18 protein-coding genes and 2 tRNA genes are annotated in these 22142 nt (G+C 52.0%); 13 read left to right on the top strand and 7 right to left on the bottom strand.

Annotated features, from left to right (window positions below):
• The first annotated feature begins 71 nt into the window (after positions 1-71).
• Positions 72-1355 (top strand): nucleoside permease, encoded by a 1284-nt coding sequence (locus tag HQ37_RS06145; protein WP_036881497.1) that lies wholly within the window; start codon positions 72-74, stop codon positions 1353-1355.
• Between the two features lie 89 nt (positions 1356-1444).
• Here HQ37_RS06145 and HQ37_RS06140 read toward each other — a convergent pair whose 3' ends face one another.
• Positions 1445-2011, bottom strand: coding sequence for a hypothetical protein (locus tag HQ37_RS06140; protein ID WP_036881563.1), 567 nt, complete (start codon positions 2009-2011; stop codon positions 1445-1447).
• Positions 2012-2573: 562 nt separating this feature from the next.
• Here HQ37_RS06140 and HQ37_RS06135 point away from each other — a divergent pair.
• Genes HQ37_RS06135 through HQ37_RS06115 form a run of 5 tightly spaced genes read left to right on the top strand, consistent with a single transcriptional unit; the run spans position 2574 to position 8419 of the window.
• Positions 2574-3236 carry an ABC transporter ATP-binding protein gene (locus HQ37_RS06135; RefSeq protein ID WP_036881562.1) on the top strand — a complete coding sequence of 221 codons (663 nt, stop codon included), beginning with the start codon at positions 2574-2576 and terminating at the stop codon, positions 3234-3236.
• Between the two features lie 11 nt (positions 3237-3247).
• On the top strand, positions 3248-4546 hold the full coding sequence (locus tag HQ37_RS06130) for an ABC transporter permease (protein WP_036881496.1): 1299 nt from the start codon (positions 3248-3250) through the stop codon (positions 4544-4546).
• Positions 4547-4580: 34 nt separating this feature from the next.
• Positions 4581-5873 carry an ABC transporter permease gene (locus HQ37_RS06125; protein ID WP_036881495.1) on the top strand — a complete coding sequence of 431 codons (1293 nt, stop codon included), beginning with the start codon at positions 4581-4583 and terminating at the stop codon, positions 5871-5873.
• Between the two features lie 50 nt (positions 5874-5923).
• The gene (locus HQ37_RS06120) at positions 5924-7033 is read left to right on the top strand and encodes an efflux RND transporter periplasmic adaptor subunit (protein ID WP_036881494.1); all 1110 of its coding nucleotides are present in this window, start codon (positions 5924-5926) and stop codon (positions 7031-7033) included.
• Between the two features lie 18 nt (positions 7034-7051).
• On the top strand, positions 7052-8419 hold the full coding sequence (locus HQ37_RS06115) for a TolC family protein (protein ID WP_036881493.1): 1368 nt from the start codon (positions 7052-7054) through the stop codon (positions 8417-8419).
• Between the two features lie 86 nt (positions 8420-8505).
• On the opposite strand, the gene ahpF is transcribed toward HQ37_RS06115, so the two are convergent.
• From ahpF to HQ37_RS06085, 6 genes are all read right to left on the bottom strand, one after another.
• Positions 8506-10065: an alkyl hydroperoxide reductase subunit F gene (gene ahpF, locus HQ37_RS06110; RefSeq protein WP_036881491.1), complete on the bottom strand. Its 1560-nt coding sequence runs from the start codon at positions 10063-10065 to the stop codon at positions 8506-8508.
• Positions 10066-10390: 325 nt separating this feature from the next.
• Entirely contained in the window at positions 10391-10957 is a 567-nt protein-coding gene (gene ahpC, locus HQ37_RS06105; RefSeq protein WP_036881490.1) for an alkyl hydroperoxide reductase subunit C, read from the bottom strand.
• Between the two features lie 133 nt (positions 10958-11090).
• Positions 11091-13034, bottom strand: a complete 1944-nt coding sequence (locus HQ37_RS06100; protein ID WP_036881488.1) for an NAD(+) synthase — start codon at positions 13032-13034, stop codon at positions 11091-11093.
• A gap of 648 nt (positions 13035-13682) precedes the next feature.
• Positions 13683-14735 (bottom strand): hypothetical protein, encoded by a 1053-nt coding sequence (locus HQ37_RS06095; RefSeq protein WP_036881486.1) that lies wholly within the window; start codon positions 14733-14735, stop codon positions 13683-13685.
• An 8-nt stretch (positions 14736-14743) separates the two neighbouring features.
• On the bottom strand, positions 14744-16027 hold the full coding sequence (locus HQ37_RS06090; protein ID WP_036881485.1) for a DNA cytosine methyltransferase: 1284 nt from the start codon (positions 16025-16027) through the stop codon (positions 14744-14746).
• A gap of 382 nt (positions 16028-16409) precedes the next feature.
• Positions 16410-16901: a hypothetical protein gene (locus HQ37_RS06085; protein WP_036881483.1), complete on the bottom strand. Its 492-nt coding sequence runs from the start codon at positions 16899-16901 to the stop codon at positions 16410-16412.
• Between the two features lie 400 nt (positions 16902-17301).
• On the opposite strand from HQ37_RS06085, the gene HQ37_RS06080 reads away from it, so the two are divergent.
• The 7 genes from HQ37_RS06080 to HQ37_RS06050 all read left to right on the top strand — a co-directional run bounded on the left by HQ37_RS06080 (position 17302) and on the right by HQ37_RS06050 (position 22098).
• Entirely contained in the window at positions 17302-17592 is a 291-nt protein-coding gene (locus HQ37_RS06080) for a helix-turn-helix domain-containing protein (RefSeq protein WP_036881481.1), read from the top strand.
• 52 nt (positions 17593-17644) lie between these two features.
• Positions 17645-18952, top strand: coding sequence for a DNA cytosine methyltransferase (locus HQ37_RS06075; RefSeq protein ID WP_036881480.1), 1308 nt, complete (start codon positions 17645-17647; stop codon positions 18950-18952).
• Positions 18949-19968 (top strand): HNH endonuclease, encoded by a 1020-nt coding sequence (locus tag HQ37_RS06070; protein ID WP_036881479.1) that lies wholly within the window; start codon positions 18949-18951, stop codon positions 19966-19968. The genes HQ37_RS06075 and HQ37_RS06070 overlap by 4 nt, the downstream gene beginning before the upstream one ends.
• Before the next feature lie 51 nt (positions 19969-20019).
• Positions 20020-21288, top strand: coding sequence for a type IX secretion system outer membrane channel protein PorV (gene porV, locus HQ37_RS06065; RefSeq protein ID WP_052080812.1), 1269 nt, complete (start codon positions 20020-20022; stop codon positions 21286-21288).
• A 13-nt stretch (positions 21289-21301) separates the two neighbouring features.
• Positions 21302-21796, top strand: coding sequence for a 2-C-methyl-D-erythritol 2,4-cyclodiphosphate synthase (ispF, locus tag HQ37_RS06060; RefSeq protein WP_036881478.1), 495 nt, complete (start codon positions 21302-21304; stop codon positions 21794-21796).
• Positions 21797-21898: 102 nt separating this feature from the next.
• A tRNA-Leu gene (locus HQ37_RS06055) sits at positions 21899-21981 on the top strand.
• Between the two features lie 33 nt (positions 21982-22014).
• Positions 22015-22098, top strand: a tRNA-Leu gene (locus tag HQ37_RS06050).
• Positions 22099-22142: the final 44 nt, after the last annotated feature.

Here is a 22142-nt window from a genome sequence, read left to right as displayed (position 1 = left end):
CCTATGACCGAGTAGCATGCCCCGTTTTTGTTGGGGGTTGATGCTACTCGGTTTTATTTTGTCTTTATCTTATGCAGACAAGTAAGCACGGCGTTAAGCTACGGCTAACGATTATGAACTTCCTCCAGTTCGCAGTTTGGGGGAGCTACCTTACCTCTATGGGTAACTATCTCGGCACGCATGGTCTCGGCGGACATATTGGCCTCTTCTATGCGATGTTGGGTATTGTCTCGATCTTCATGCCTGCCCTGATGGGTATCGTGGCAGATCGTTGGATTCCTGCCCAGCGACTCCTGGGGTTGTGTCATCTGATCGCTGCCCTGATGATGCTGGGCCTGTGTGGCTATACGCTCCTGAGTCCTAGTCTCGATTTTGTGCCTATGATCCTGCTCTATAGCCTTAGTGTGGCCTTCTACATGCCTACGCTGGCCTTGAGCTATTCGGTCTCGTACTATGCACTTGAGGAGGCTGGGTATGATATTGTTAAGGACTTCCCCTCGATCCGCATCTTCGGGACGATTGGTTTTATTTGCTGTATGCTGCTGATCGACTTTGCGGGCCTGCAGCAGACGAGCTATCAGTTTGCCGTCTCAGGGGCCTTTGGCTTGCTGCTCTTCATGTATTCGTTCGTGTTGCCCCACTGCCCCGTAGCCCCAGCTGGGGGGCAGAAGACGCTTGTTGAGGCTCTTGGACTGAAGGCTTTCTCGCTCTTCCGAGAGCGCAAGATGGCCCTCTTCTTCATCTTCTCGATGCTCCTGGGGGTGAGTCTACAGGTAAGTAATGGCTTTGCCAACTCGTTCATCACAGACTTTAAGAAGATCCCGGAGTTTGCTGACTCTTTCGGGGCTAATCATGCTAATGCCTTGATCTCTCTCTCGCAGATGAGCGAGACGCTGTGTATCTTGCTGATCCCCTTCTTCCTCAAGCGATTTGGTATCAAGAGGGTGATGCTCATGGCAATGATGGGCTGGGTGCTTCGCTTCGGCTTCTTTGCTGTTGGCGATCCAGGCCCAGGGGTTTGGCTCTTCGTGCTGAGCATGATCGTCTATGGCCTGGCCTTTGATTTCTTCAATGTTTCGGGCTCGCTCTTCGTAGACCAGGAGACGGACAAGAGTATGCGCTCGAGTGCTCAGGGGCTTTTCATGCTGATGACCAATGGTATCGGGGCGACACTCGGGGTTCTGGGGGCTCAGCTCGTGGTCGATCGGTTTGTCTTCTCCGAGACTGATCCTCTTGCTGTGATCGAGGGTTGGTCTACGAGTTGGTATATCTTCGCTGGCTATTCGCTGCTGATCGCAGTCCTCTTCGCCGTCTTCTTCCGTTATCGGGGCGATGTAGAGGAGGTGAAGCACTAGGCGAGAGTTTCCCCTTTAGAGAGGGGCGAGGGTGCGGCAGCGTAAGCGTCTGCCGCACCCTCGTCGTTTCGTGGGGGAGGGCCCTCGCTCTAGAGGCGAAGGTTAAGCCCGACGGAGAGGCTCATCAGATCGGGATAGCCGGGGATAAGGCTCAGGATGGCATCGAGCCGTTCGCTCAGTCTGTAGTGGTACTCGAACTCGCCGCCGTACCAGAGGAAGAGGTACTGGTAGCGATCGTCTCTCGAGCCCTTGAAGAGCTTCTGATCCTTGTAGGCCTCGATCTCGAGCCAATTGCGGCGGAAGATGAAGGTCGGCCCGAGCCCCCCATAGAAGCTGTGCCGACGGAACTGAAAGATCCGCCCCCTGAGCCCGAGGTGCACGAAGCCGCCGAGGCGTGCAGCACAGTCTGAGTAGAGGGCTAGGGCCAGCTTGGCCGAGAAGAGGTCTCGGTAGATGAACTTTTCGTATGAGAGGATCGCCCCGAGGTTCTGTACTAGGTAGGCTTCGGGGTCGAGCCTTAAGGGCATGATAGAGGCATTCTCCCGCTCCGAGTGTGGGTGGATGCTCAGGCCGAAGAGGCGTAGTCCAATATTGTCCTGCGCCTGGGCAAGGCCTAGCTGTAGGCTAAGACCGAGGATGATGAGTAGATATCGCATAGCTTCGACTGCCCGAAGGTAGGGTGGAGGCTCGTTGCACTCCGATTGCTCGGGCATATGCAAGGTACGAACAATATCTTATTGGAGACCTCTAGGGAAGGATGAACTTCCCCACCGCCCCGCTATCCCTACTGGGTGATCCTAATAGGATCGCAGGTGAGGTCTAAGTAGGATCGCAAGTGAGACTCAAATAGGAGCTCGAGTGAAGTCCTACTTATGCCTCGAGCGAGTTCTGAGCTCCATCTCAGTCGAAGTCTCGACAGGCATGCAGCCGAGGTCTCGATGGCTGTGCCACTAGGCCGAGCTCTAGAGAGTGCCCTCGGGAGGGCTAGCCATACAATGATTTGCCCTCTCGTGCGTTATCCCTCTAGGATTGGACTAATATCCTAATTATTAGTTGTTTGCGAGGTCCTTTGCTCTAGTGCCCGAGGGGGAATCTCTTCTCTTCGATGCAATACATTATACTTTTTTGCTTGCATGGCAAGATATTATTGCTACTTTTGCATTGTCGAACCCTCTCTACGGGGCTCATGCGATTGATTACATAAACATACGCAAGATGATGATTAGACTGAAGAACATCCACAAGACCTACCCAGGGGCACAGCCGCTGCACGTCCTCAAGGGCATAGATCTAGAGATCAAGCGAGGCGAGCTGATTGCCATCATGGGTGCATCGGGCTCTGGCAAGAGTACCCTGCTCAATATCCTGGGTATCCTGGACGTGTACGACCAAGGGCACTACATGCTCGATAACGAGGCTGTCAGAGACCTCAATGAGAACCAAGCCGCCGAGATGCGTAACCGCAAGATCGGCTTCGTCTTCCAATCCTTTAACCTCATCCCCTTCAAGAACGCATTGGAGAACATTGCCTTGCCCCTCTATTACAGAGGTATGGGGTATCGTGAGCGTATGAAGCGGGCCAAGGAATATCTTGACTATGTAGGCCTAGGGGACTGGGCCCATCATCTACCTAGCGAGCTCTCGGGGGGGCAGAAGCAGCGTGTGGCCATTGCCCGAGCCCTCGTTACCCAGCCTAGTGTGATCCTGGCGGATGAGCCTACGGGGGCTCTCGACTCGAAGACTACCGAGGAGGTGATGCAGCTCTTCCAGGAGATGAACCGCCGAGGGATGACCATCATCATCGTAACCCACGAGCGAGCTGTCGCCGAGCAATGCTCCCGCATCGTACACATGCGCGACGGCATGATCATCAGCGAATAAATCTCAAGACCATGATCCATAACGAACAGCTCAAGGAGATCTTCGCCACCCTCTCGGCCAATAAGATCCGCACGATCCTGACGGGCTTTGCGGTCGGCTGGGGGATCTTCATCCTCATCATCCTCTTGAGCTCAGGCGCAGGCATTCGCAACGGCATCTACCATAATATGGGCATCTCGGGGATGGACAACGCCGCCGTGAGCATCCGCTTCGGCTGGATGTCCAAGCCCTACAACGGCCTGCCTCGCTACTACCAACCGAACTTCATCCTCGAGGATGCGGCTCTCATCCAGCAGATGATGGGCAATAGGATCCAGGGCATCGCCCCCTACAGCTCGAGCTGGGCAGAGGGTAAGTATCAGGAGCGAGTGGCAGAGCTACAGCTCACTGGCTGCACAGAGGCACTGAAGCAGGTCAAGCATGTTCAGCTACAGACGAAGAGCTCACGCTTCATCAACGCTAGCGACCACAATGACAAGCGCAAGGTCATTGTCCTGTGCGACTTCATTGCCAACAACCTCTTCGGCTCGGCAGAGGAGGCTATCGGCAAGGAGGTGCATCTCTGGAAGATCGCCTTCCGTGTCGTGGGGGTCTACAAGGGAGACCGCAGACGCTGGAGCGACAACTATATCCCCCTCGGCACAATGCACGCACTAAACCTGGACTACTCCTCCCGCAAGCAAACCAATGCTATTCGAGGTGTAGAGGTCCTCGCCCCCTCGATCGATACAGAGCAGGCCACTAAGGGGCTGCGGGAGGAGCTCCTCGCCCTCTTCGCACCGCTGAAGGGCTTTGCCCCCGACGATATGAGTGTGATCTCCGTTCGCTCGCGTGCCGAGGATCTGAAGATCTTTCAGAAGGTGAGCAGCGGTATCACTGGTTTCCTTTGGGTCATCGGCCTCAGTACGCTGACCATTGGCCTGGTGGGGGTGATCAACATCATGCAGACCACGGTTACCGAGCGCAGACGAGAGATCGGCATCCGCAAGGCTCTCGGGGCGAAGCCTCGTAGCATTCTCTCGATGATCCTTACCGAGTCCGTCCTGATCACCCTCATCTCGGGGCTCGTCGGCCTGTGCATTGGAGTGGGGCTCATGGCTCTGATCGACAGCATTATGCAGCGCACGGGCATCGGGCAGCAGAGTATTGCCAATGGAGAGTTTACCCTACAGCTTTTCATGCACCCAGTCATTACGGTAGAGACGGCCATCTCGGCCATCTTCGTTATGACCTTGGGAGGCTTGCTCGCTGGTTATCTGCCTGCCCGCAAGGCTCTCAAGATCCCTACTGTCGAGGCTATGCGCTCCTAATCTCACATCTTTTATAGACAAATAACCTCATCGTATGAGACTTAGATTATTGGACAGAGATAGCCTCCAAGAGATTGGGCAGTCGATCCGTCGTAACCGCAGGCGAAGCATTGCTACGGCCTTTGGGGTCTTCTGGGGGCTCTTCATGCTGGTGATCCTCCTGAGCATCAGTCGAGGTTTCGAGAATGGTATTGCCCGAGAGCTATTGGGCGTTTCCCCCCGAGCCATCGCCGCCTGGTCTGGCTCTACCAGCAAACCCTACAAGGGGTTCAAGGCAGGCCGCTACATCGGCTTTCGTGTCGAGGATGCCGAGCAGCTCGCCGAGCGTATCCCCGAGATCCAGGCTGTAGCCTACCACAACTACTCTCGCCAGCGAAGGAACAAGAGTGCGACCTTCGGCATCAAGCGGAGTAATGCCACCGTCGTGGGTATCAATGCAGGCTTCTTTGACGTGCATCGGGTGCAGCTCATCCATGGTCGCCTGATGAGCCAGGCCGATATACAAGAGGAGCGCAAGGTATGCATCCTGGGCAATGAAACGGCTGAGGAGCTCTTCGGGAAAGAGCTCTCCCAGGGCATCGGCAAGAGCATCCAGCTCAACAACCGCTACTACACAGTCATCGGTATCGTACGCCCCGTCTCGCAAATGATCAATATCGGCACCTGGGTGCCAGAGTCGGCCTACATCCCCTTTGGGCTCATGAACAAGGCTGAGGGGCTGCGTGGCCGTATCAACTCCATTGCCGTAGACCTCTATCCCTCAGTGCATCCGAGGGATGTACAGGGACGTATCAAGGCCTTCCTCCAGGAGCGACATCACATTGCCCCTGAAGATAATGAGGCTCTTGAGATCTTCATGGTCGAGGAGATGCTCGCCCTCTTCGAGAGTATCCTCCTGGGCATCAACATCCTCGTGTGGATCGTCGGCATAGGCACTCTGCTCACAGCCGTCGTAGGGGTCAGCAATATCATGCTGGTAACCGTCCGAGAGCGCACCCAGGAGATCGGCGTGCGCCGAGCCATCGGGGCTAAGCCGCTGGATATCATCGTGCAGATCCTCTCCGAGTCGGTCTTCCTAACTTTCATCTCGGGCCTCATCGGGATCATCCTCGGGGTCGCTCTGATGAGCCTCATCGTCGAGGCTTCGGGCCTCAATGACTCCGCCTCTAGTAGAGGCGATGGATTACCCTTCTACAACCCGACGATCAACCCTGCGATCCTCCTCATCTCGCTCCTGATCGTTATCCTCGGAGGGCTACTGGCAGGAGCATTGCCTGCCAGCCGAGCCCTCGACATCAAGGCCATCGATGCCATCCGTGAGGAGTAAGCCCCTCCTCCCTCAAGCAGTATATAGCAACATCGAATAAACTAAGTGATATGAAAAAGTTCTTCAAAATCGCCCTCTGGGCCTTGCTTGCCCTCGCCGTAGTGCTGACCTTCAGCTACCTCTGGCGGCAGAACTCTACGCCCGAGACCCGCTACGAGATCGAGGAGCCTAAGCTCAGCGACTCCATCGTCAAGAAACTTGTTCTAGCTGGCACGATCATGCCTCGCAATGAGGTGGCCATCAAGCCCCGCATCCCAGGCATCATCGCCGAGATCCTCTGCAAGCCTGGCGACGAGGTCAAGGTCGGCGACATCATTGCTCGTCTGGCCGTTCGTCCCGAGATCATGCAGATCAGCAATGCCGAGCAGAGCATCCGTCAGGCACGGCTCAACCTCGAGCAGGCCAAGCAGGTCTTCGAGCGAGACCAGAAGCTCCATGAGCAGAGCATTGTCTCGGCCGAGGAGTTCGAGCGTAGCAAGACCAACTACGAGATGCGCCGCAATGAGCTGCGCAGTGCCGAGGAGTCGCTCATGATTATCCGCAAGGGGATTGGTCTGAGTAACGTACAGGAGAGCCCTACCCTCATCCGAGCTACCGTATCGGGTAAGATCCTCTCCATCCCTGTCAAGGTCGGTAGCTCCGTCATCCAGGCTAATAACTTCAACGAGGGGACGACTATTGCCAGCATTGCCAATATGCGAGACCTCCTCTTCCGTGGCGATGCCGACGAGACCGAGGTCGGCAAGCTCTCCGTCGGCCAAGAGATGCTCCTGAGCATCGGAGCAATGGGTGAGGGTCGCCATGCCGCTCGACTCGAATACATCTCCCCCCAGGGAACACCATCGGGCGGAGCAACCCTCTTCGAGGTCAAGGGTCAGCTACTCAACCTGCCCGATAGCCTCATCTCGCAGCTTCGAGCAGGCTATAGTGCCAATGCCGAGATCATTATCGTCCGAGAGACAGGTGTGATGACCATCCCTGAGACCTGTGTGAGCTATCGCTCCGACTCGACCTTCGTCCAGGTTGTTACGAGTCAAGAGCCCTTCACCTCCGAGGAGCGTTATGTGCGCCTCGGGACCTCTGACGGTTCTAAGGTCGTGGTCAAGGAGGGACTCAAGCAGGGTGAACGCCTGCGTGGCAACCAAATATTCAATCGTTAATTCCTAGTCCAAAACCTCATGAAACGAATATCTAGCATTCTGCTCCCCCTCTTCCTCTCGGGATTAGCCTTTGCGATGGAGGCCCGAGCGCAGGGCTCGCAGTTGCCCGAGAGGCTAAGCCTCGAGGATTGCATTCGCCTGGCTCAGGAGCGTAGCCTCACGCTGCAGGGCGAACGCTTGCGCCTCGAGCAGCTCAAGATCCAGCAGGCCTCTCAGCGTAATGCTTTCCTTCCTGGCGTATCAGCGAACCTAGGTCAAGGCTGGTCCTTCGGTCGATCGGAGAACCAAGCAGGAGTCTATGTCGATCGCTCCTCGTCCAGCTCATCCTTCTCGATCGGTGCTGATCTACCGCTCTTCACAGGAGGGCGTCGTCTGCATGAGCTCAAGGCTGCTCGACTCAATGTGCAGGCTGCAATGGCTCAGCTGAGTAAGGCCAAGGAAGATCTAGGTCTACGCATTACACAACTCTATGTTGCTGTCTTGTATCAGAAGGATATTTGCCAGATCATGCGAGGTGAGCTCGATCAAGCCAAGCGGCTAACGGATAGGGCACAGGCAATGGTTGCCGAGGGGAAGTGGCCCGAGGTCAAGCTCTTCGAAGCTCGTGCTCAGCAGGCCGATCGTGCTCTGCGACTCGAGGAGGCTGAGGGGCAGAGAGCCTCCGCAGAGCTAGAGCTCTTACAAGCCATGGAGGCCGATCAGACAAAGACCTCTGTCGAGCTTGCCCCCCTGTCTCTCGAGCAGGAGCTCCGAGAGGCAGAGCGATACCTGCTCAGTGAGGCGGAGATTTATCGAGAGGCTTTGCTCCATCGACCAGGGATGCAGGCTCTCGAGCTCTCTATTGCCTCTGCCGAGGAGGCAGTCCGTTCAGCTCGCTCGGCTCATCTGCCTCAAATCTCTCTGAGTGCTGGCTATTCGAATAGTTATTACTACCAGCTGGGTAAGGCCTATGCCGCCCTTAATCCCTCTTTCTCGTCGCAGCTGCGTAGCAATGGGCGTTCGTACATTGGATTGAGTATGAGTATCCCTATCTTCAATCGCTTTGCCACAACCAATAGCATCCGTATGGCCCGCCTCGGGGTGCTGGAGCGTAAGCTCGAGCGAGAGCGCATGCACAAGAGCCTCTACAAGGAGATCCATCAGGCCCGTATGAATGCTCTGCTAGCCAAGAGTAAGATCGAGGTCGCTCGTGCGGCAGCCGAAGCAGCATCACTCTCTAGCAAGCACCTCTACGAGCAGATGATCGTCGGACGCAGTGCACATTTCGAATACGATGAGGCACTTCTCAGAGCGATCAATGCCCGTATGGAACTCAGTCGTGCCCAGCATGACTTCATCCTCAAGGCTCGTATCCTGGCTTTTTATGCCAGCCAACCCAACGAATGAACTTCTCTTAGCTTATACGAATGATATAGCCCCAGATGCCGAGAGGCATCTGGGGCTATGCTTTTGGGGAGGATCGGCTGGGGAGGTTAGTGCTGTCCGCCTCGAATTCGTTCGTCGAAGGCGGTCAGAGCGGCCTTAGCACCCTCACCCATAGCGATGACAATCTGCTTGTAAGGGACAGTCGTACAGTCGCCTGCGGCGTAGATGCCCTCTACAGAGGTGCGACAACGCTCGTCGATAACGATCTCGCCGATGCGGTTACGCTCGACAAGTCCATCGACGAACTGCGTATTGGCCGCCAGGCCAATCTGTACAAATACGCCAGCGACAGGCAGGTCAAAGGCTGGTTTGCCATCACGAGGAGCGACCTTTAGGCTGCTGATCTTCGTCCCATCGCCTACGACCTCTTGGGTGGCTACAGAGGTGTGGACGGTTACATTGGGTAGGCTCATGAGCTTCTCCTGTAGGACAGTGTCGGCCTTGAGGGTCTCTGCGAATTCGAGCACTGTTACACTCTTGCAGATCCCAGCTAGATCTATAGCAGCTTCTATACCCGAATTACCTCCGCCGACCACGGCAATATCCTTGCCTTTGAAGAAGGGCCCGTCGCAGTGGGGGCAGAAGGCTACTCCACGGCCAATATGCTCGGCCTCGCCAGGTACACCGAGCTTGCGCCAGGCTGCTCCTGTGGCGATGATGATCTGTTCGGCCTCGAGTACTTCGCCCATGGATGTCTTAACCTCTTTCTTAGTGCCTGCGAGTTCGATCCCCTCGATGCGTCTCTGCTCTAGGATATCAATGTTGTATTCGTGGGCGTGGGCTCTCAGGTCGGCAGCTAGCTGTGTCCCAGTGGTAGAGGCTACGGAGGGGATATTTTCGATCGCAGTGGTGTCGTTGACCTGTCCGCCGACACGCTCTGCTACTAGGGCGACATGCAGCCCTTTGCGAGCGGAATAGATGGCCGAGGCTGTACCTGCAGGCCCAGCTCCGATGACGATGAGGTCGTAGGACTTGCGGATGGGCTCTTGGCTCTCCGTCTCCTCTTTGCCGACGGCGGCCTCGAGCTTGAGGACGAGCTCACCGAGGTTGCTCTGGCCGATGTGCAGGACTTGGTCGCCGAGGTAGACTGTGGGCACGGCGGAGATGTCGAGACGCTCTACCTCCTCTTTGTAGATAGCTCCGTCGACCATCTCGTGCTGAGCCCCCTCTCCAGCAATTAGGGCCACGAGGTTGAGAGCTTGGACGACCTCGGGACAGTTGGTGCAGGAGAGGGAGGCGTAGGTTGTCAGCTGGAAAGGCTTCTTAAGCGACTGAATGCGGCGCACAAGAACTTCGTCGGGTAGGTTCTTCCCCTTGCCATCTGCGTTGAAGACGGCCAAGATCAGGCTCGTAAATTCATGCCCCGTGGGGATGCCTCGGAAGCTCACGCCAGTAGCTTCGCCGTCTCGCAGTAGCTCTAGGCGCAGCTCTGTGCCTGGGTTTACTTCGACGGAGAGCTTATCTGAGGAGGAGGCAAAGTCGGTAATCATCTCGACCATAGCCTGGCCGTTGGCGTCTTCACTCTGAGTAATCTTGAGGGTATAGTGGTGCTCCAGGGCAGAGAATATGCTTCGGAGCTGATCAATCATTGCTTGTTCAAGCTTCATAGTTTGTTGGATGTTAAATAGTTTGGAGGGAGTAGTGGGACTCTCTTCGAGGTGAGGGCTTAGCCTCCTCTTGAGGCCCTGGCAAAATAGTTATAACTATTCGGGTAAATAGTTCTAACTATTCAGCGAAATAGTTATAACTATTTGTCGAAATAGTATATACTATTCTGTCCAATAGTACGTACTATTCGACTCAATAGTATATACTATTCTCTGAGTGCTTCAGAACTTATCTGTTTGGATGTAATTTGGGCAGGAAGCCCGAGGCTATGCCTGTGTACTCCCTGCCCAAATGTTTGTCTTGATCTTGTCGGCAGATCGTTGATTAGATCTTACCTACGAGGTCGATGCTAGGCTTGAGGGTAGCGTCGCCTTCCTTCCACTTAGCGGGGCACACCTGACCTGGGTGCTCGTAGACGAACTTAGCAGCCTTGACCTTGCGCAGCAGCTCCTGAGCGTCGCGGCCAATACCATTGTCGTGGATCTCAGCTACCTTCACCACGCCATCGGGGTTGAAGAGGAACGTCCCACGATAGGCCATACCTTCCTCCTCGATCATGACGCCCATGGCACGAGCCAGATGTCCCGTGGGGTCTGCTAGCATAGGATACTGGATCTTGTTGATCGTTTCCGTAGCATCGGCCCAAGCCTTGTGTACGAAGTGCGTGTCGGTGCTCACCGAGTAGATCTCTACACCGAGCTTCTTGAATTCCTCGTAGTTATCGGCTAGGTCTACGAGCTCCGTAGGACATACGAAAGTGAAGTCGGCTGGGTAGAAGAAGAAGATAGCCCACTTGCCCTTGAGGTCTTCGTTCGTTACGGTGATAAATCCTTCGCCCTTGCGGTACGCCTGTACCTTGAATTCGGGCATTGCGCTGTTGATGATGCTCATTGTCTTGATTTGTTTTTAACCTCCCCCTAGGGGGCTGTTGGTGATTAAATTACGCCGGCAAAGGTACTACAGCTCTGCTGAGCCTCCAATCTATATTATTTATGCCAGCATATACTCGGTGAATGGACACCCGTCAAAGCTCCTCTGGTAGGGCCTCGATCTCTGCGAGCCAAGCCTTGGCTACTGCATCGCTGGGCATACGCCAGTCGCCCCGAGGAGAGAGGCTGATGCGACTTACCTTCGGCCCATCGGGCATACAATTGCGTTTGAACTGCTGCGTGAAGAAGCGATGATAGAACTCCCGCATCCAACGCTTGATTGTCCCAGCACTATATTTACCCTCGAAGGCCACGTGCGCCAAATACTGGATCTTGCTCGGCGTGAACCCATAGGAGAGGAAGTTGTAGATGAAAAAGTCATGCAGCTCATAAGGCCCTACTGTCGCCTCCGTATGCTGAGCGATTTGCCCCTCTTGGTCGGTGGGCTTGAGCTCGGGGCTGATCGGAGTCTCTAGGATCGAATGCAGCACGGGGGCTAGAGCCACACCGAAGGCATTCGTCTCGATCAAGTGGCGCAGGATGTACTGAATAGAGGTCTTCGGTAGACCAGCATTGACCGAATACATCGAGATGTGGTCGCCACCATAGGTACACCAGCCAAGGGCTAGCTCCGAGAGGTCGCCCGTGCCGATGACTGGAGCGTTGAAGCGATTGCCTAGATCCATCAAGATCTGTGTGCGCTCACGAGCCTGGCTATTCTCATAGGTCAGGTCCTGCAGCTGAGGGTCGTGCCCGATGTCGGCGAAGTGTCGCTCGACAGCAGGGCGAATATCAATGTTGTAGCTCGTTACGCCCAAGAGGTGCATCAGCGAGAGGGCATTCTCCAGCGTGCGGGCCGAAGTCCCCAGCCCAGGCATCGTTACCCCGATGACCTGCTCACGTGGCAGGCCAAGGAAGTCAAAGGTCGCCACCGTCGAGAGCAAAGCCAGCGTTGAGTCTAAGCCCCCCGACACCCCAATGACAACATGCTGCGCCCCGATATGCCTCAGCCGCTGCGAGAGGGCGCAGATCTGCATATCGATAACCTCCTGACAGCGTTCGCTGCGCTGATCGGCTGGTAGGAACGGATTGGACTCGATGTGCCGATTGATCTGCTGAGACTCCTCCGCACTCCTCAGGACGAAGGGGATCTCGGTCAGCAAGCCTCGCTGCGTGTGATCCGACACCGAGGCTCGGAAGCTACTATTGCACAGACGCTCGCTTTGGATGCGGCTCACGTCGATGTCATTGACCAGCAAACGCTCCTCGTAGACGAAGCGGGGCATCTCCTCGACGATGCGCCCGATCTCTGCCACAAAGGCCTTGCCCGTATAGACGAGGTCTGTCGAGCTCTCACCATAGCCACACGAGCAGTACACGTAGCCGCAGAGGTTCTGCGACGAGAGGCCGCTGATGAGCGAGCGCAGGTAGTTGTGCTTGCCGATGCTCTCGTTGCTGGCCGAGAGGTTGAAGATGATCTGCGCCCCATACAGTGCGAGCCTCGTGCCCGGCGTGTAGGGCGTCCACATATCCTCGCAGATCTCGATCCCGATGGCGACCTCGCCGGCTCGGAAGATCACGTTGTGCCCGATCGGCACGTCGAAGCCGCCGAGCTTCGTCAGCGTAAACTGTAGATCCTTGGCGGGGGAGAACCAGCGGGCCTCCTGAAACTCCCTGTAGTTCGGCAGATAGGTCTTCGGGATAGCTCCGAGGATGCTGCCCGACTGGAAGGCCACAGCAGCGTTGAAGAGCTTCTCCTCAACCCGAACGGGCATCCCCACCAGCACCATGACACGGGTCGAGGCGGTGCGCTCGACCAGGCGCAGCAGGGCATGCTCGGCCTCCTCGATCAGGAAGGGTTGTAGGAATAGGTCTGCACACGTGTAGCCCGTGATGCAGAGCTCTGGTAGGGCTAGGATCTCCACGCCTTGGCTCTCGGCCTGGTGGATCATGCGTTCGATGCGTTCGATATTGTACTGACAGTCGGCTACCCGAACGAAGGGGACGGCTGCAGCCACCTTGACAAATCCATGCTTCATAGCTTTAGTTGGATAATGATGAATAGCTTAGGCAAAGGTAGGTAAACTCCCCGAGAGACCGATCCCCCGCATCGCCGTTCAATGAGCCTCTTCTCTGCTGTGGCGAACCTCGTCCCTCTGGCGAGTGCCTCATCTCGACTGCCTCACCCTCTCGGGCGAAGCCTCGGCACTCCCTCTCTCTCGGCTCTATCCTCCCCTCCACTGCGCTCCTACTTAACCCTCGATGGAGCTCCTATTTAGATCTCCATTGCGATCCTACTTAACCCTCAATTGAACTCCTACTTGGGTCTCTGTTGCGATCCTACTTAACCCTCAATTGAACTCCTACTTGGGTCTCTATGGAGGCTCTAGACGAGGCTTCGACGGAGCTCCTATTTGGGTCTCACTTGCGCCCCTACTTACACCTCAATCGAGCTCCCACTTGAGTCTCCACTGCGCTCCTACCTGGATCTCGATGGAGGCTCTAGACGAGGACTCGATGGAGCTCCGCCCTAAGCCTCGAAGGCATCCCCATGGATCTCTCCACCGCACGCCTGAGGCCTTGAACGTATGTTTTTCTTCAGGTCTCACCTATATCTCGATCGAACTTTTGCTCCAAAACTTTAGGGTTCTGTGAATGCTTCTTATTCCTCTGGTCCTAATCGAAATTCAATCAGATTGATACTTCTCCAAAATATAAGATAAAAGAGGAAAGTCTGAGATTTCGGATGCACTCCGAGATACCAATTCACTCCACATTTCAAATCGATCATTTTCTCCTAGTGTTGTCCCCCAATATTCTTCTAGAAGTGTAATGTCCATGCTATTGAGGCTTTTGGAAATTGCCTCTAAGTGCAAAATTAATCGATATAGAATTTGAGGTATCTTATATTCTTGAGATTTATACTCAAACAATTCCTTCCCTCCGGCAGTAAACTGATCTCGAAGATTGCCAACGACTACCCCCTCTTCCGTGGATAACCAAAGTAACATTCTATGAAACTTGTGCTGGCTACGGCCGAGCAGCTCTGGGAATAGGCAGAACCCTTTGATCTTCAAGTTTTCTGCTTCTTTTCTGTCCAAACTAGACCACAGCCGGACAATAGCATTTGTTGCTTTGCTGCTGTTGGAAGAGAGCCACCAAGTTGTTTCTCCTGGTTTAAGATTATTTCTAAAGTAAGAAATCACAGTATCCAAAGGGGATTCTTGCTTGCGTAGAACATCATATGGGATGTTCAATTTATCAAAGAAGGTCTCCCCCATAGGAAGATCCATATCTATCGTATAACGAGGAGAATGTGTAACTGCCACATTAGACAGGCATTCCTGGTACAATCGGCATCTAAAGTCAATAGGAGATGTCAATTTCCCGAAAAGCAAATAGATTCGCTCTATGTCTTTGATGCGAGTCCCTTCAGCTACACTACTCCCTATAGTCCTCCATGTGCCACTTTTAGAGGTTTTTACCTCTACTCCATAAAATCTCTTGGCAATGATGTCCGGGAAGAATTGCCCAGATACCAACTCTATGCTACCTTCAAAATTGGTTGATCGAGACTGTTCCAAGAGTATCTCGTAGGCATACCTCTCAAGTTTTGATCCATGTAGGGATTTTATGGTCTCGTAATCTCCTACTGCTTGAGTTTTCAGCTCCAGTACCATCCTTTCTAGTAACCCTTCAAACTCTTTGGTTTCCGCCTCTCTATTCGTAGAAATTAACATAAAGCAGATTAATTGAAGTATAATGACCAAATCTCATCAAGCCTATTCGCTATGTGATATGCTAATAATGGAGGGACTGCATTTCCTATAGCCTTGTATGCAGCAGAAGGGCTAACTAAATATCGATTCGCCTGCAATGGATGGCGCATTACAAATTCATAATCATAGGGAAATGTTTGAATGAGGGCACACTCCCTGGGTGTCAGTCTCCTTTCTCTTAAACCGATGCTAAGTTCTTCATAATATCTGCCTCCATTGGACTCTGAGAGCCTTCTAAACTCGATATTTCCGTGGTGTTCTGAGCGGATAGTTGGGGATAGTTTTGCAAGATTGATTTCATTTTGCCCTTGGCAGTGTCTTCCCATAAACTTTGCTTTCGAATAGACTTGCTGACTTAGATCATCAGTTTCTTCTGGTTCTTTTAGAGATGACAAAACCTCGCCCACAGAAAGTATTTCTAGTAGGTTCTCCTCTTCAAAGTCTACACTATGTGTCGGTTGAGGGTAGGGGTCATACATGACTGGAATGTTTTCTTGAGTTAATTTAATTACAGCCTCTTCCCGTAATGCTGAGCGTTTAATCCCGATAAAGAAAACTCGTTCTCTTGCCTGTGGAACCCCATATCTTGCAGCATGTAGTACTCTAGGCTCTAGCACAATATACCCATCTTTGCCAACAGAAGAGAAGTCCTTTTGGATAATATCTTTTGTGTTGCTGAGATTTACTAGCCCCTTGACATTCTCTGCGATAAATATCTTGGGCTTAGTTATTTCGATGACCTCCTTCATCCACATATAGAGCTTCCCTCGAGTTTCCTCGGAAGCCGTATCTTCTTGGACTAAATCACCATTGTGGTCTCGATGAGAGGAAAATCCCCTACGTTTCCCTGACAAACTAAAGTCTTGACAGGGAAACCCACCCGTAACAATGTCGATATCATCAGGAAAAATAGGTTCTCCATTTTTGTGTCGCTTAACTAAATCCACGATACTGTATTGCATGTATATCTCGGGATTATACCCATATTTATTATGAAAATAGTTTTGCCATAAAACTCTAGCATCCTTTGATATATCATTGGCAAATACTAACTGAAATGGGGTTCGTGGCAGAGTGATCCAATCCTTAGTGTTAGAGACATCAGACTTCCTATTTCGAAAGGCCTTGGGATGGACTTTGAACCCACCTTCAAATCCAAGATCCATTCCTCCACAGCCAGAAAACAAAGATAGAAGCCGATATTTTTTACCGGATTTCAGAAAGTTTGCCCTGACGTCTTTGCTTATATTCATTCTGCGTTTTAATTAAATAAATTGAAAGGAAATATGCCACAATACTTGAGAAGGTAGCCTATAAATCAAGCTATATCTGAGGTAATTTCTTATTTAGAACTTCTTCTCTAGTCTCAAATCTATGCCATCTCTATCTCACCGCAAAGGTACGAACTTATGGAGAGAGAGGTAAGAGGGTATTCTATGATTCGGGAACGTGGAGGTTTAATTGTCAAAGGTGTATTCGCCGCTCCTACCGAATAGCCGCACGCCTGAGGCCCTCCCTCTCCTGCGCCATAATGAAGGGGGAGAGGTGGCTGATGCTTCTCAGCCACTTCTCCACCTTAATGAATACATGAGCACCAAGCCCCAGGGTAGAGCGGTGCTCTAGCCTCGGCGATCGTTAGTCTGAGCATGGCCTTGCCTTCCCCTTGTAGTAGAGGCTTATGGTGTGCTCCTTGCCCTCGTAGGTTAGCTTGCCGTTGGTCAGGTTGATCTCGGTGTCGAGCGTACTGCGGTCTACGGTGGTGTAGAGGCTTCCGCTACTAAAAACCTGCTTGTTGCTGGACTCCAGGATGAATATGTTACCCCCTTCATCTCTCTTACAATACCTAAACCTCCAATCCGCCTTCTCATTCAACTTCGTTAGGTCAATCGTCTTGCCATGCAGCTCAGCTGAGTTACCCTCCACGAGCAAGAAGTGATCGGCGTATTCCTCTGAGAACTGGAAGTAGACGATGAGGCTTCTCCTTCCTGGTGCGGGGTCGGGCTCATGCTCTGCCTCTACAAGCTTAATCTCTAGCCTCTGTCCATCAATCATCACGAAGTTTTCTTTGACGGGCTGGGGCGTATCTTTGTCTTTCGAGCACGCCGAGAGCACCAGGCCCACCGCCATTACTGCTGCAGCGAGTGCAAGCGTCTTGCCTGCNTAAGAATTTTGTCTTTGCCATTTCCGTTAGAGTTAAGTTAATCATGTTGTTAAAAAAGCTGTTTGCTCGCCCGCTCTCCGCTACTTAATGCTCTTGCCCAACCTCATTTCGTCCATAAATTTACCCCTTTTTATTGATTGTTGCAAGTTTGGGGCTATTTTTTTCCTCGGATCGTCTGCGTCAGCCCTGCTCCCGGCCCTCCCCTCTCTTAGGAATGTATTATCTTTGGAGGCACACGATACACATATTATTCGGAAGGAGTATGACGACGAATACATCCTCTCTGTATGAGAGCAAGGAGGTTTCCTATGGTGTTTATATGTTGTATATTTGCCAAATGATGTCAAGACGTTTGTTTGAAATAGAATGTTTTCAGAGCATATAAGAGAGCTTCGAGTTCATAAAAAACTGCCACAAAGGGTCATCGCATCGGCTCTAGAAATAGATACGGCAACCTATTGTAAGATAGAGAAAGGAGAGCGTAAAGCGAAAGAAGAGTATATCTCTGTATTGTCAGAGATATTTGAGGTTAGCTCCGAGTCTCTTCTTGTTTTATGGCTGGCCGATCAGATTGTGGAGCTGATGTCCAAGCATCGAGCTATAGCCTCTAGCGCGTTAAACCTAGTACTTCAAGAGGAAGGGTATTATCGTAAGTAGTAAAATTGAGCAAACATGATAGGTTCTTCGCAGAACTTATGAAGAGAAGAATATGACAACTGTAGAGAAAGATATAAGGGAACAATCAGATAAAATTAACAGGGTTAAGAAGTTAGTTAAGAAGAAGGCCGAAAACCTAAATGGGACATTGACGTCTCAAACCCCCATTTCAACGGGTGGTACTTGCTGGAGGGATGTTGATTTCTTATACCCTGAAAAGACTGTTAGGGTCGGAACATTGTTTAGTGGTATTGGTGCTATTGAGCATGCCTTTCAGAGGTTAAACCTCAAGCATGAGATTGTGTTTGCTGGAGATATTGAGCCGAAATGCAAAGCGAGTTATTTTGCAAATTACAATATCTCTGAAGAAAATTGGTTCTCCGACGTTAGAGAGTTTGATGCTAGACCATACTTCGGAAAAGTCGATTTTGTAGTCGGAGGAGCTCCTTGTCAAGCCTTTTCAATGGTTGGACATAGGTTAGGATTTGAGGACGCAAGAGGGACTCTTTTTTATGAATTCGCTCGTGTTGTTAAGGAAACCAGCCCAAAGGTGTTTCTATTTGAAAATGTTAGGGGGCTGCTAAATCACGATAAAGGACGTACTTGGCAGGTTATGCATGACATATTTGAAGAGCTAGGATATGACTTAAAGTTCAGAGTTTTGAATAGTTGTGATTATGGTATCCCTCAACATCGTGAGCGCATCTTCTGTATTGGTTTTAGGCAAAAAACCAACTTCGAGTATCCAGCCCCTGTGGATCTAGAGTATAGGATGTATGATTTTTTGGAGGACTTTATTGATACAAAGTACTTTCTAAAAGAGAAAGGGGTGAAGTTTGTTACCAGTCATAAAAATAGAAGTAAGAGTTATACTCAAATCAATGGGGACATTCAATTGTGCCAAAAACGCAATCAGCAGTTTAATTGGCATGGAGATTTCATATATCACCCAGACTCAGAGCTGACGAGTGATAATGAGAGATTTGATGAATTTATTTTTGATGTCAGGGATGTAGAAGAAAAGTATTATTTATCCGAAAAGGTTGAGCGTTACGTTTTAGCAAGTGGGACAAAAAGCTTCAAAACTTCTACTGAAACAGATCTAGACGTCGCAAGACCTCTTTTGCAATCAATGCATAAAATGCATCGTGCTGGTATTGATAACTATGTAACCCATAAGGGACGGATTAGAAAACTTACTCCGAGAGAATGCCTGCGGTTGATGGGTTTTAAGGATTCCTTTCGGATTGTTGTTTCTGATACCGCTATGTATCAGCAGGCTGGAAACAGTATTGTTGTAGATGTTTTGATTGCACTACTAAAGCAGATGGATATAACTCAATACGGTGAAGAAGTATGATTATTGACGGAAAAAGGTTCAAGGTCGAGAATGCCTATGATACTTTCACGACAGTTCCCGACTGTTGGGTAACAAATAGAAACAAGTTAGGCAAGGGTAATGGTGAAGCGAAAATATACCTGGGGAATAAGCAATACATGCGAGAATTCTATGGGGGAGAAGGGTTTGCAGCCAAGGTAATACTGCTTAAATCAGACTTGATTGCGTATATGAACGCGATGAAGTTTGAGTATATGCATCCATCCCAAAACTATAGAGGTGGTGAGTTGATGCCTTCACTATGGCAGGAGCGTATGGATAAGATTTTAGAGGCCGAAGACATCATTGAATTCACGATTTATGATCAAACGCAGATTGTAGGAGATCGTGGATATGTGAATACTTCTGATCCAGGATACCAGCTTATACGAGAGCTCTCTCTCCCGCTAGTTAGCTTTATCTCTGCAATGGAATTGAGGTGTCGAGACAAAGTCGTGTATTATTGGAAGTTGTTCGCTGACTTCGATGCAATAGCAGAGCTTAAAAATGGGCCATTGGTATTCAAATATGGTCATGCAGAGAGCATTAAATCTGCCGAGCTACCCAAGGGCGGAGACAAGAAAAGGGAGAAGAAAGACTTCGAAATTGCTTCTGCGAGAGTCGGCCAAGGTCAGTATAGAGAAGGTCTGTTGCAAGAGTGCCCATATTGCCCCATCACAGGAATTAACGATGAGCGTCTTTTGATAGCAAGCCACATAAAGCCCTGGGTACTCTCTGACGATAGAGAAAAAGTCGATCCCAAGAATGGTCTTATACTATCCCCAGTGTACGATAAACTTTTTGATAGAGGTTTCATTACCTTCACTAACAACCGACGGATTGTTTTGTCTAATTGGATTTCTCCCGAAAACTATAGGCGTATCGGCGTGAGTGATAATAAATTCTTTCAAAGACTCCCATTGGATGATGAGCGTTGTGCCTATTTGGATTTTCATAGGCAATTTGTTTTCAAGGGAATAATAGACCGGTCTGAGTAGCTTATACTCATGGATGCTTTAGCTTGGGGGGCTTGACAAGAGGGGGGCGGAATGGTTATCTTTGCCCAAGACCTCGCCCGAGACCTTGGGTTGCCCTCGGTCAGTTGGTGGAGCTCCCTCTATTATTTTAGTAGACTAAGACGTAAGGCAGTGAAGATACAGATCCCTCTAGCGATACGCTCCCTCGGGCTGCTTCTAGCCCTGGCCTCCGGGGCTGTGGCCTCGGCGCAGAGCTCCCGTCTGAACCCCATCCCGACGGCCATCCCCTCGCTGCGCATTAGCCCCGATGCCCGAGGCGCATCCCTCGGAGATATAGGGGTGGCTACGGGGGCAGACGCATACGCTCAGTATTGGAATGCGGCCAAGTACTCCTTCGCCCTCGAGCCACAAGGGGTGGCCTTGGCCTATACTCCCTGGCTCACCAAGCTCGTCAGCGATATTGCCCTCATGCAGCTTGCAGGCTATGTGCAGCTCGATGCAGCCCGTCGGCATAGCCTCGGGGCTTCGCTGCGCTACTTCAACATCGGCGAGGTCGTCTTATGGAATGCTGAGGGGGCAGAGATAGATCTCGTGAACCCTCGAGAGTATGCCCTCGATCTGAGCTATAGCTATCGCCTCCTCCCGACACTCTCGGCAGCCCTGACGCTGCGCTATATTCATTCGGATTACGATATGTCGGTTCGTCGCGCCGCCTCGGCCCTCTCGGGCGACCTAGGGCTGTATATGCAGCGTTCGGTGCACCTAGTGGGTCGCTCTGGGCAGTGGATGGCAGGCCTTGCCCTCAAGAATCTCGGCGACAAGGTAAGCTATGACCTAGGGAAGACCTACCACTTCCTCCCCACGAGCCTCAGTCTCGGGAGTGGCCTCAGCCTCGATCTAGCCCCAGAGCACAGACTCCTGGCGAGCTTCGAGCTCTCGAAGCTCCTCGTCCCCACGCCTCCGCTCCCCTCTAGAGAGCTGAATGCGCTTGAGTGGGAGGATCTTCGTCGAGCCTACCACAGTACCAGCCCCATCGAAGCCCTTGTCTCAAGCTGGAGCGACGCCCCAGGGGGGCTCGCCGAGGAGCTGCGAGAGGTGCGCTGGGGCTTGGGGCTAGAGTACAGCTATCTCGACCGCTTCTTCGGTCGTTTGGGTTATAGTTATCTGCATCCCGACAAGGGGGATATAGAGTCCCTCAACTTTGGTGTAGGCTTCAAGGCTCGAGCCTTCACGATCGACGTAGCCTATCTCGCAAGCCTAGGCAAGTATAGTCCGCTGGACAGAACCTTCCGCTTCTCCCTAACCATCAGTATAGACGGCATCCAGGCGATGCTCAAGTAATAGATTATTTATTATGGTACACTTACCCTATCGTATTGGCTTTGGCTATGACGTACATCGCCTGGAGTCCGGCTATCCGCTGTGGCTCGGTGGCATTAAGATTGATCATGAGCTCGGGCTCGAGGGGCATTCGGATGCCGATGTCCTGCTGCACACCCTCTGCGATGCCCTCCTCGGGGCAGCGGCCCTCGGGGATATTGGGGTGCACTTCCCCCCGACGGATATGAAGTATAAGGGCATCGACAGCAAGATCCTGCTTCGTGAGGTCTGTCGCCTCATCCATGAGGCTGGCTATCGCATTGGCAACCTCGATGCTACGATCGCAGCCGAAGCCCCCAAGCTCAACCCACACATCCCTCAGATGCGTGCTTGCATTGCCGAGGTGTGCGGCATCGACCTCTCGCAGATCTCTGTCAAGGCCACCACGACCGAGCGGCTGGGCTTTACAGGTCGCCGTGAGGGAATGTCCTGCTATGCCGTGGCCCTCATCCTGCCCCTAGAGCCCTAGACCTTAGTCCTCAGGCATCCCCACACCTCACTCGAGAAATAAATTGAGTAGATATTTGCAGGAACGAAAAAAGTGTGCTACATTTGCAGTCGCAAAGATGAAGCCCAGGTGGCGGAATTGGTAGACGCGCTCGTTTCAGGTGCGAGTGTTCAAAAGACGTGCAGGTTCGATTCCTGTCCTGGGCACTCCTCTGGCGGAGACATCTTGCAGACATATTTACGCGGGTGGTGAAATTGGTAGACACGCTACTTTGAGGGGGTAGTGCCGGTTCCGGCGTGTGAGTTCAAATCTCATCCCGCGTACTTGATAGGACAATGGTCAGCAACCCAAGCTGGCCATTGTCGTT

The sequence above is a fragment of the Porphyromonas sp. COT-239 OH1446 genome (assembly GCF_000768875.1).
Lineage (GTDB): Bacteria > Bacteroidota > Bacteroidia > Bacteroidales > Porphyromonadaceae > Porphyromonas.
Note: the sequence above shows the minus strand (reverse complement) of the source record. Positions and strands in the feature narration are given on the sequence as shown.

Bases quoted from the DNA above. Each gene is read 5' to 3' on its own strand.
- HQ37_RS06145 (WP_036881497.1), top strand. From the start codon at position 72: ATGCAGACAAGTAAGCACGGCGTTAAGCTACGGCTAACGATTATGAAC.
- HQ37_RS06140 (WP_036881563.1), bottom strand. From the start codon at position 2,011: ATGCGATATCTACTCATCATCCTCGGTCTTAGCCTACAGCTAGGCCTT.
- HQ37_RS06135 (WP_036881562.1), top strand. From the start codon at position 2,574: ATGATTAGACTGAAGAACATCCACAAGACCTACCCAGGGGCACAGCCG.
- HQ37_RS06130 (WP_036881496.1), top strand. From the start codon at position 3,248: ATGATCCATAACGAACAGCTCAAGGAGATCTTCGCCACCCTCTCGGCC.
- HQ37_RS06125 (WP_036881495.1), top strand. From the start codon at position 4,581: ATGAGACTTAGATTATTGGACAGAGATAGCCTCCAAGAGATTGGGCAG.
- HQ37_RS06120 (WP_036881494.1), top strand. From the start codon at position 5,924: ATGAAAAAGTTCTTCAAAATCGCCCTCTGGGCCTTGCTTGCCCTCGCC.
- HQ37_RS06115 (WP_036881493.1), top strand. From the start codon at position 7,052: ATGAAACGAATATCTAGCATTCTGCTCCCCCTCTTCCTCTCGGGATTA.
- ahpF (WP_036881491.1), bottom strand. From the start codon at position 10,065: ATGAAGCTTGAACAAGCAATGATTGATCAGCTCCGAAGCATATTCTCT.
- ahpC (WP_036881490.1), bottom strand. From the start codon at position 10,957: ATGAGCATCATCAACAGCGCAATGCCCGAATTCAAGGTACAGGCGTAC.
- HQ37_RS06100 (WP_036881488.1), bottom strand. From the start codon at position 13,034: ATGAAGCATGGATTTGTCAAGGTGGCTGCAGCCGTCCCCTTCGTTCGG.
- HQ37_RS06095 (WP_036881486.1), bottom strand. From the start codon at position 14,735: ATGTTAATTTCTACGAATAGAGAGGCGGAAACCAAAGAGTTTGAAGGG.
- HQ37_RS06090 (WP_036881485.1), bottom strand. From the start codon at position 16,027: ATGAATATAAGCAAAGACGTCAGGGCAAACTTTCTGAAATCCGGTAAA.
- HQ37_RS06085 (WP_036881483.1), bottom strand. From the start codon at position 16,901: ATGGCGGTGGGCCTGGTGCTCTCGGCGTGCTCGAAAGACAAAGATACG.
- HQ37_RS06080 (WP_036881481.1), top strand. From the start codon at position 17,302: ATGTTTTCAGAGCATATAAGAGAGCTTCGAGTTCATAAAAAACTGCCA.
- HQ37_RS06075 (WP_036881480.1), top strand. From the start codon at position 17,645: ATGACAACTGTAGAGAAAGATATAAGGGAACAATCAGATAAAATTAAC.
- HQ37_RS06070 (WP_036881479.1), top strand. From the start codon at position 18,949: ATGATTATTGACGGAAAAAGGTTCAAGGTCGAGAATGCCTATGATACT.
- porV (WP_052080812.1), top strand. From the start codon at position 20,020: ATGGTTATCTTTGCCCAAGACCTCGCCCGAGACCTTGGGTTGCCCTCG.
- ispF (WP_036881478.1), top strand. From the start codon at position 21,302: ATGGTACACTTACCCTATCGTATTGGCTTTGGCTATGACGTACATCGC.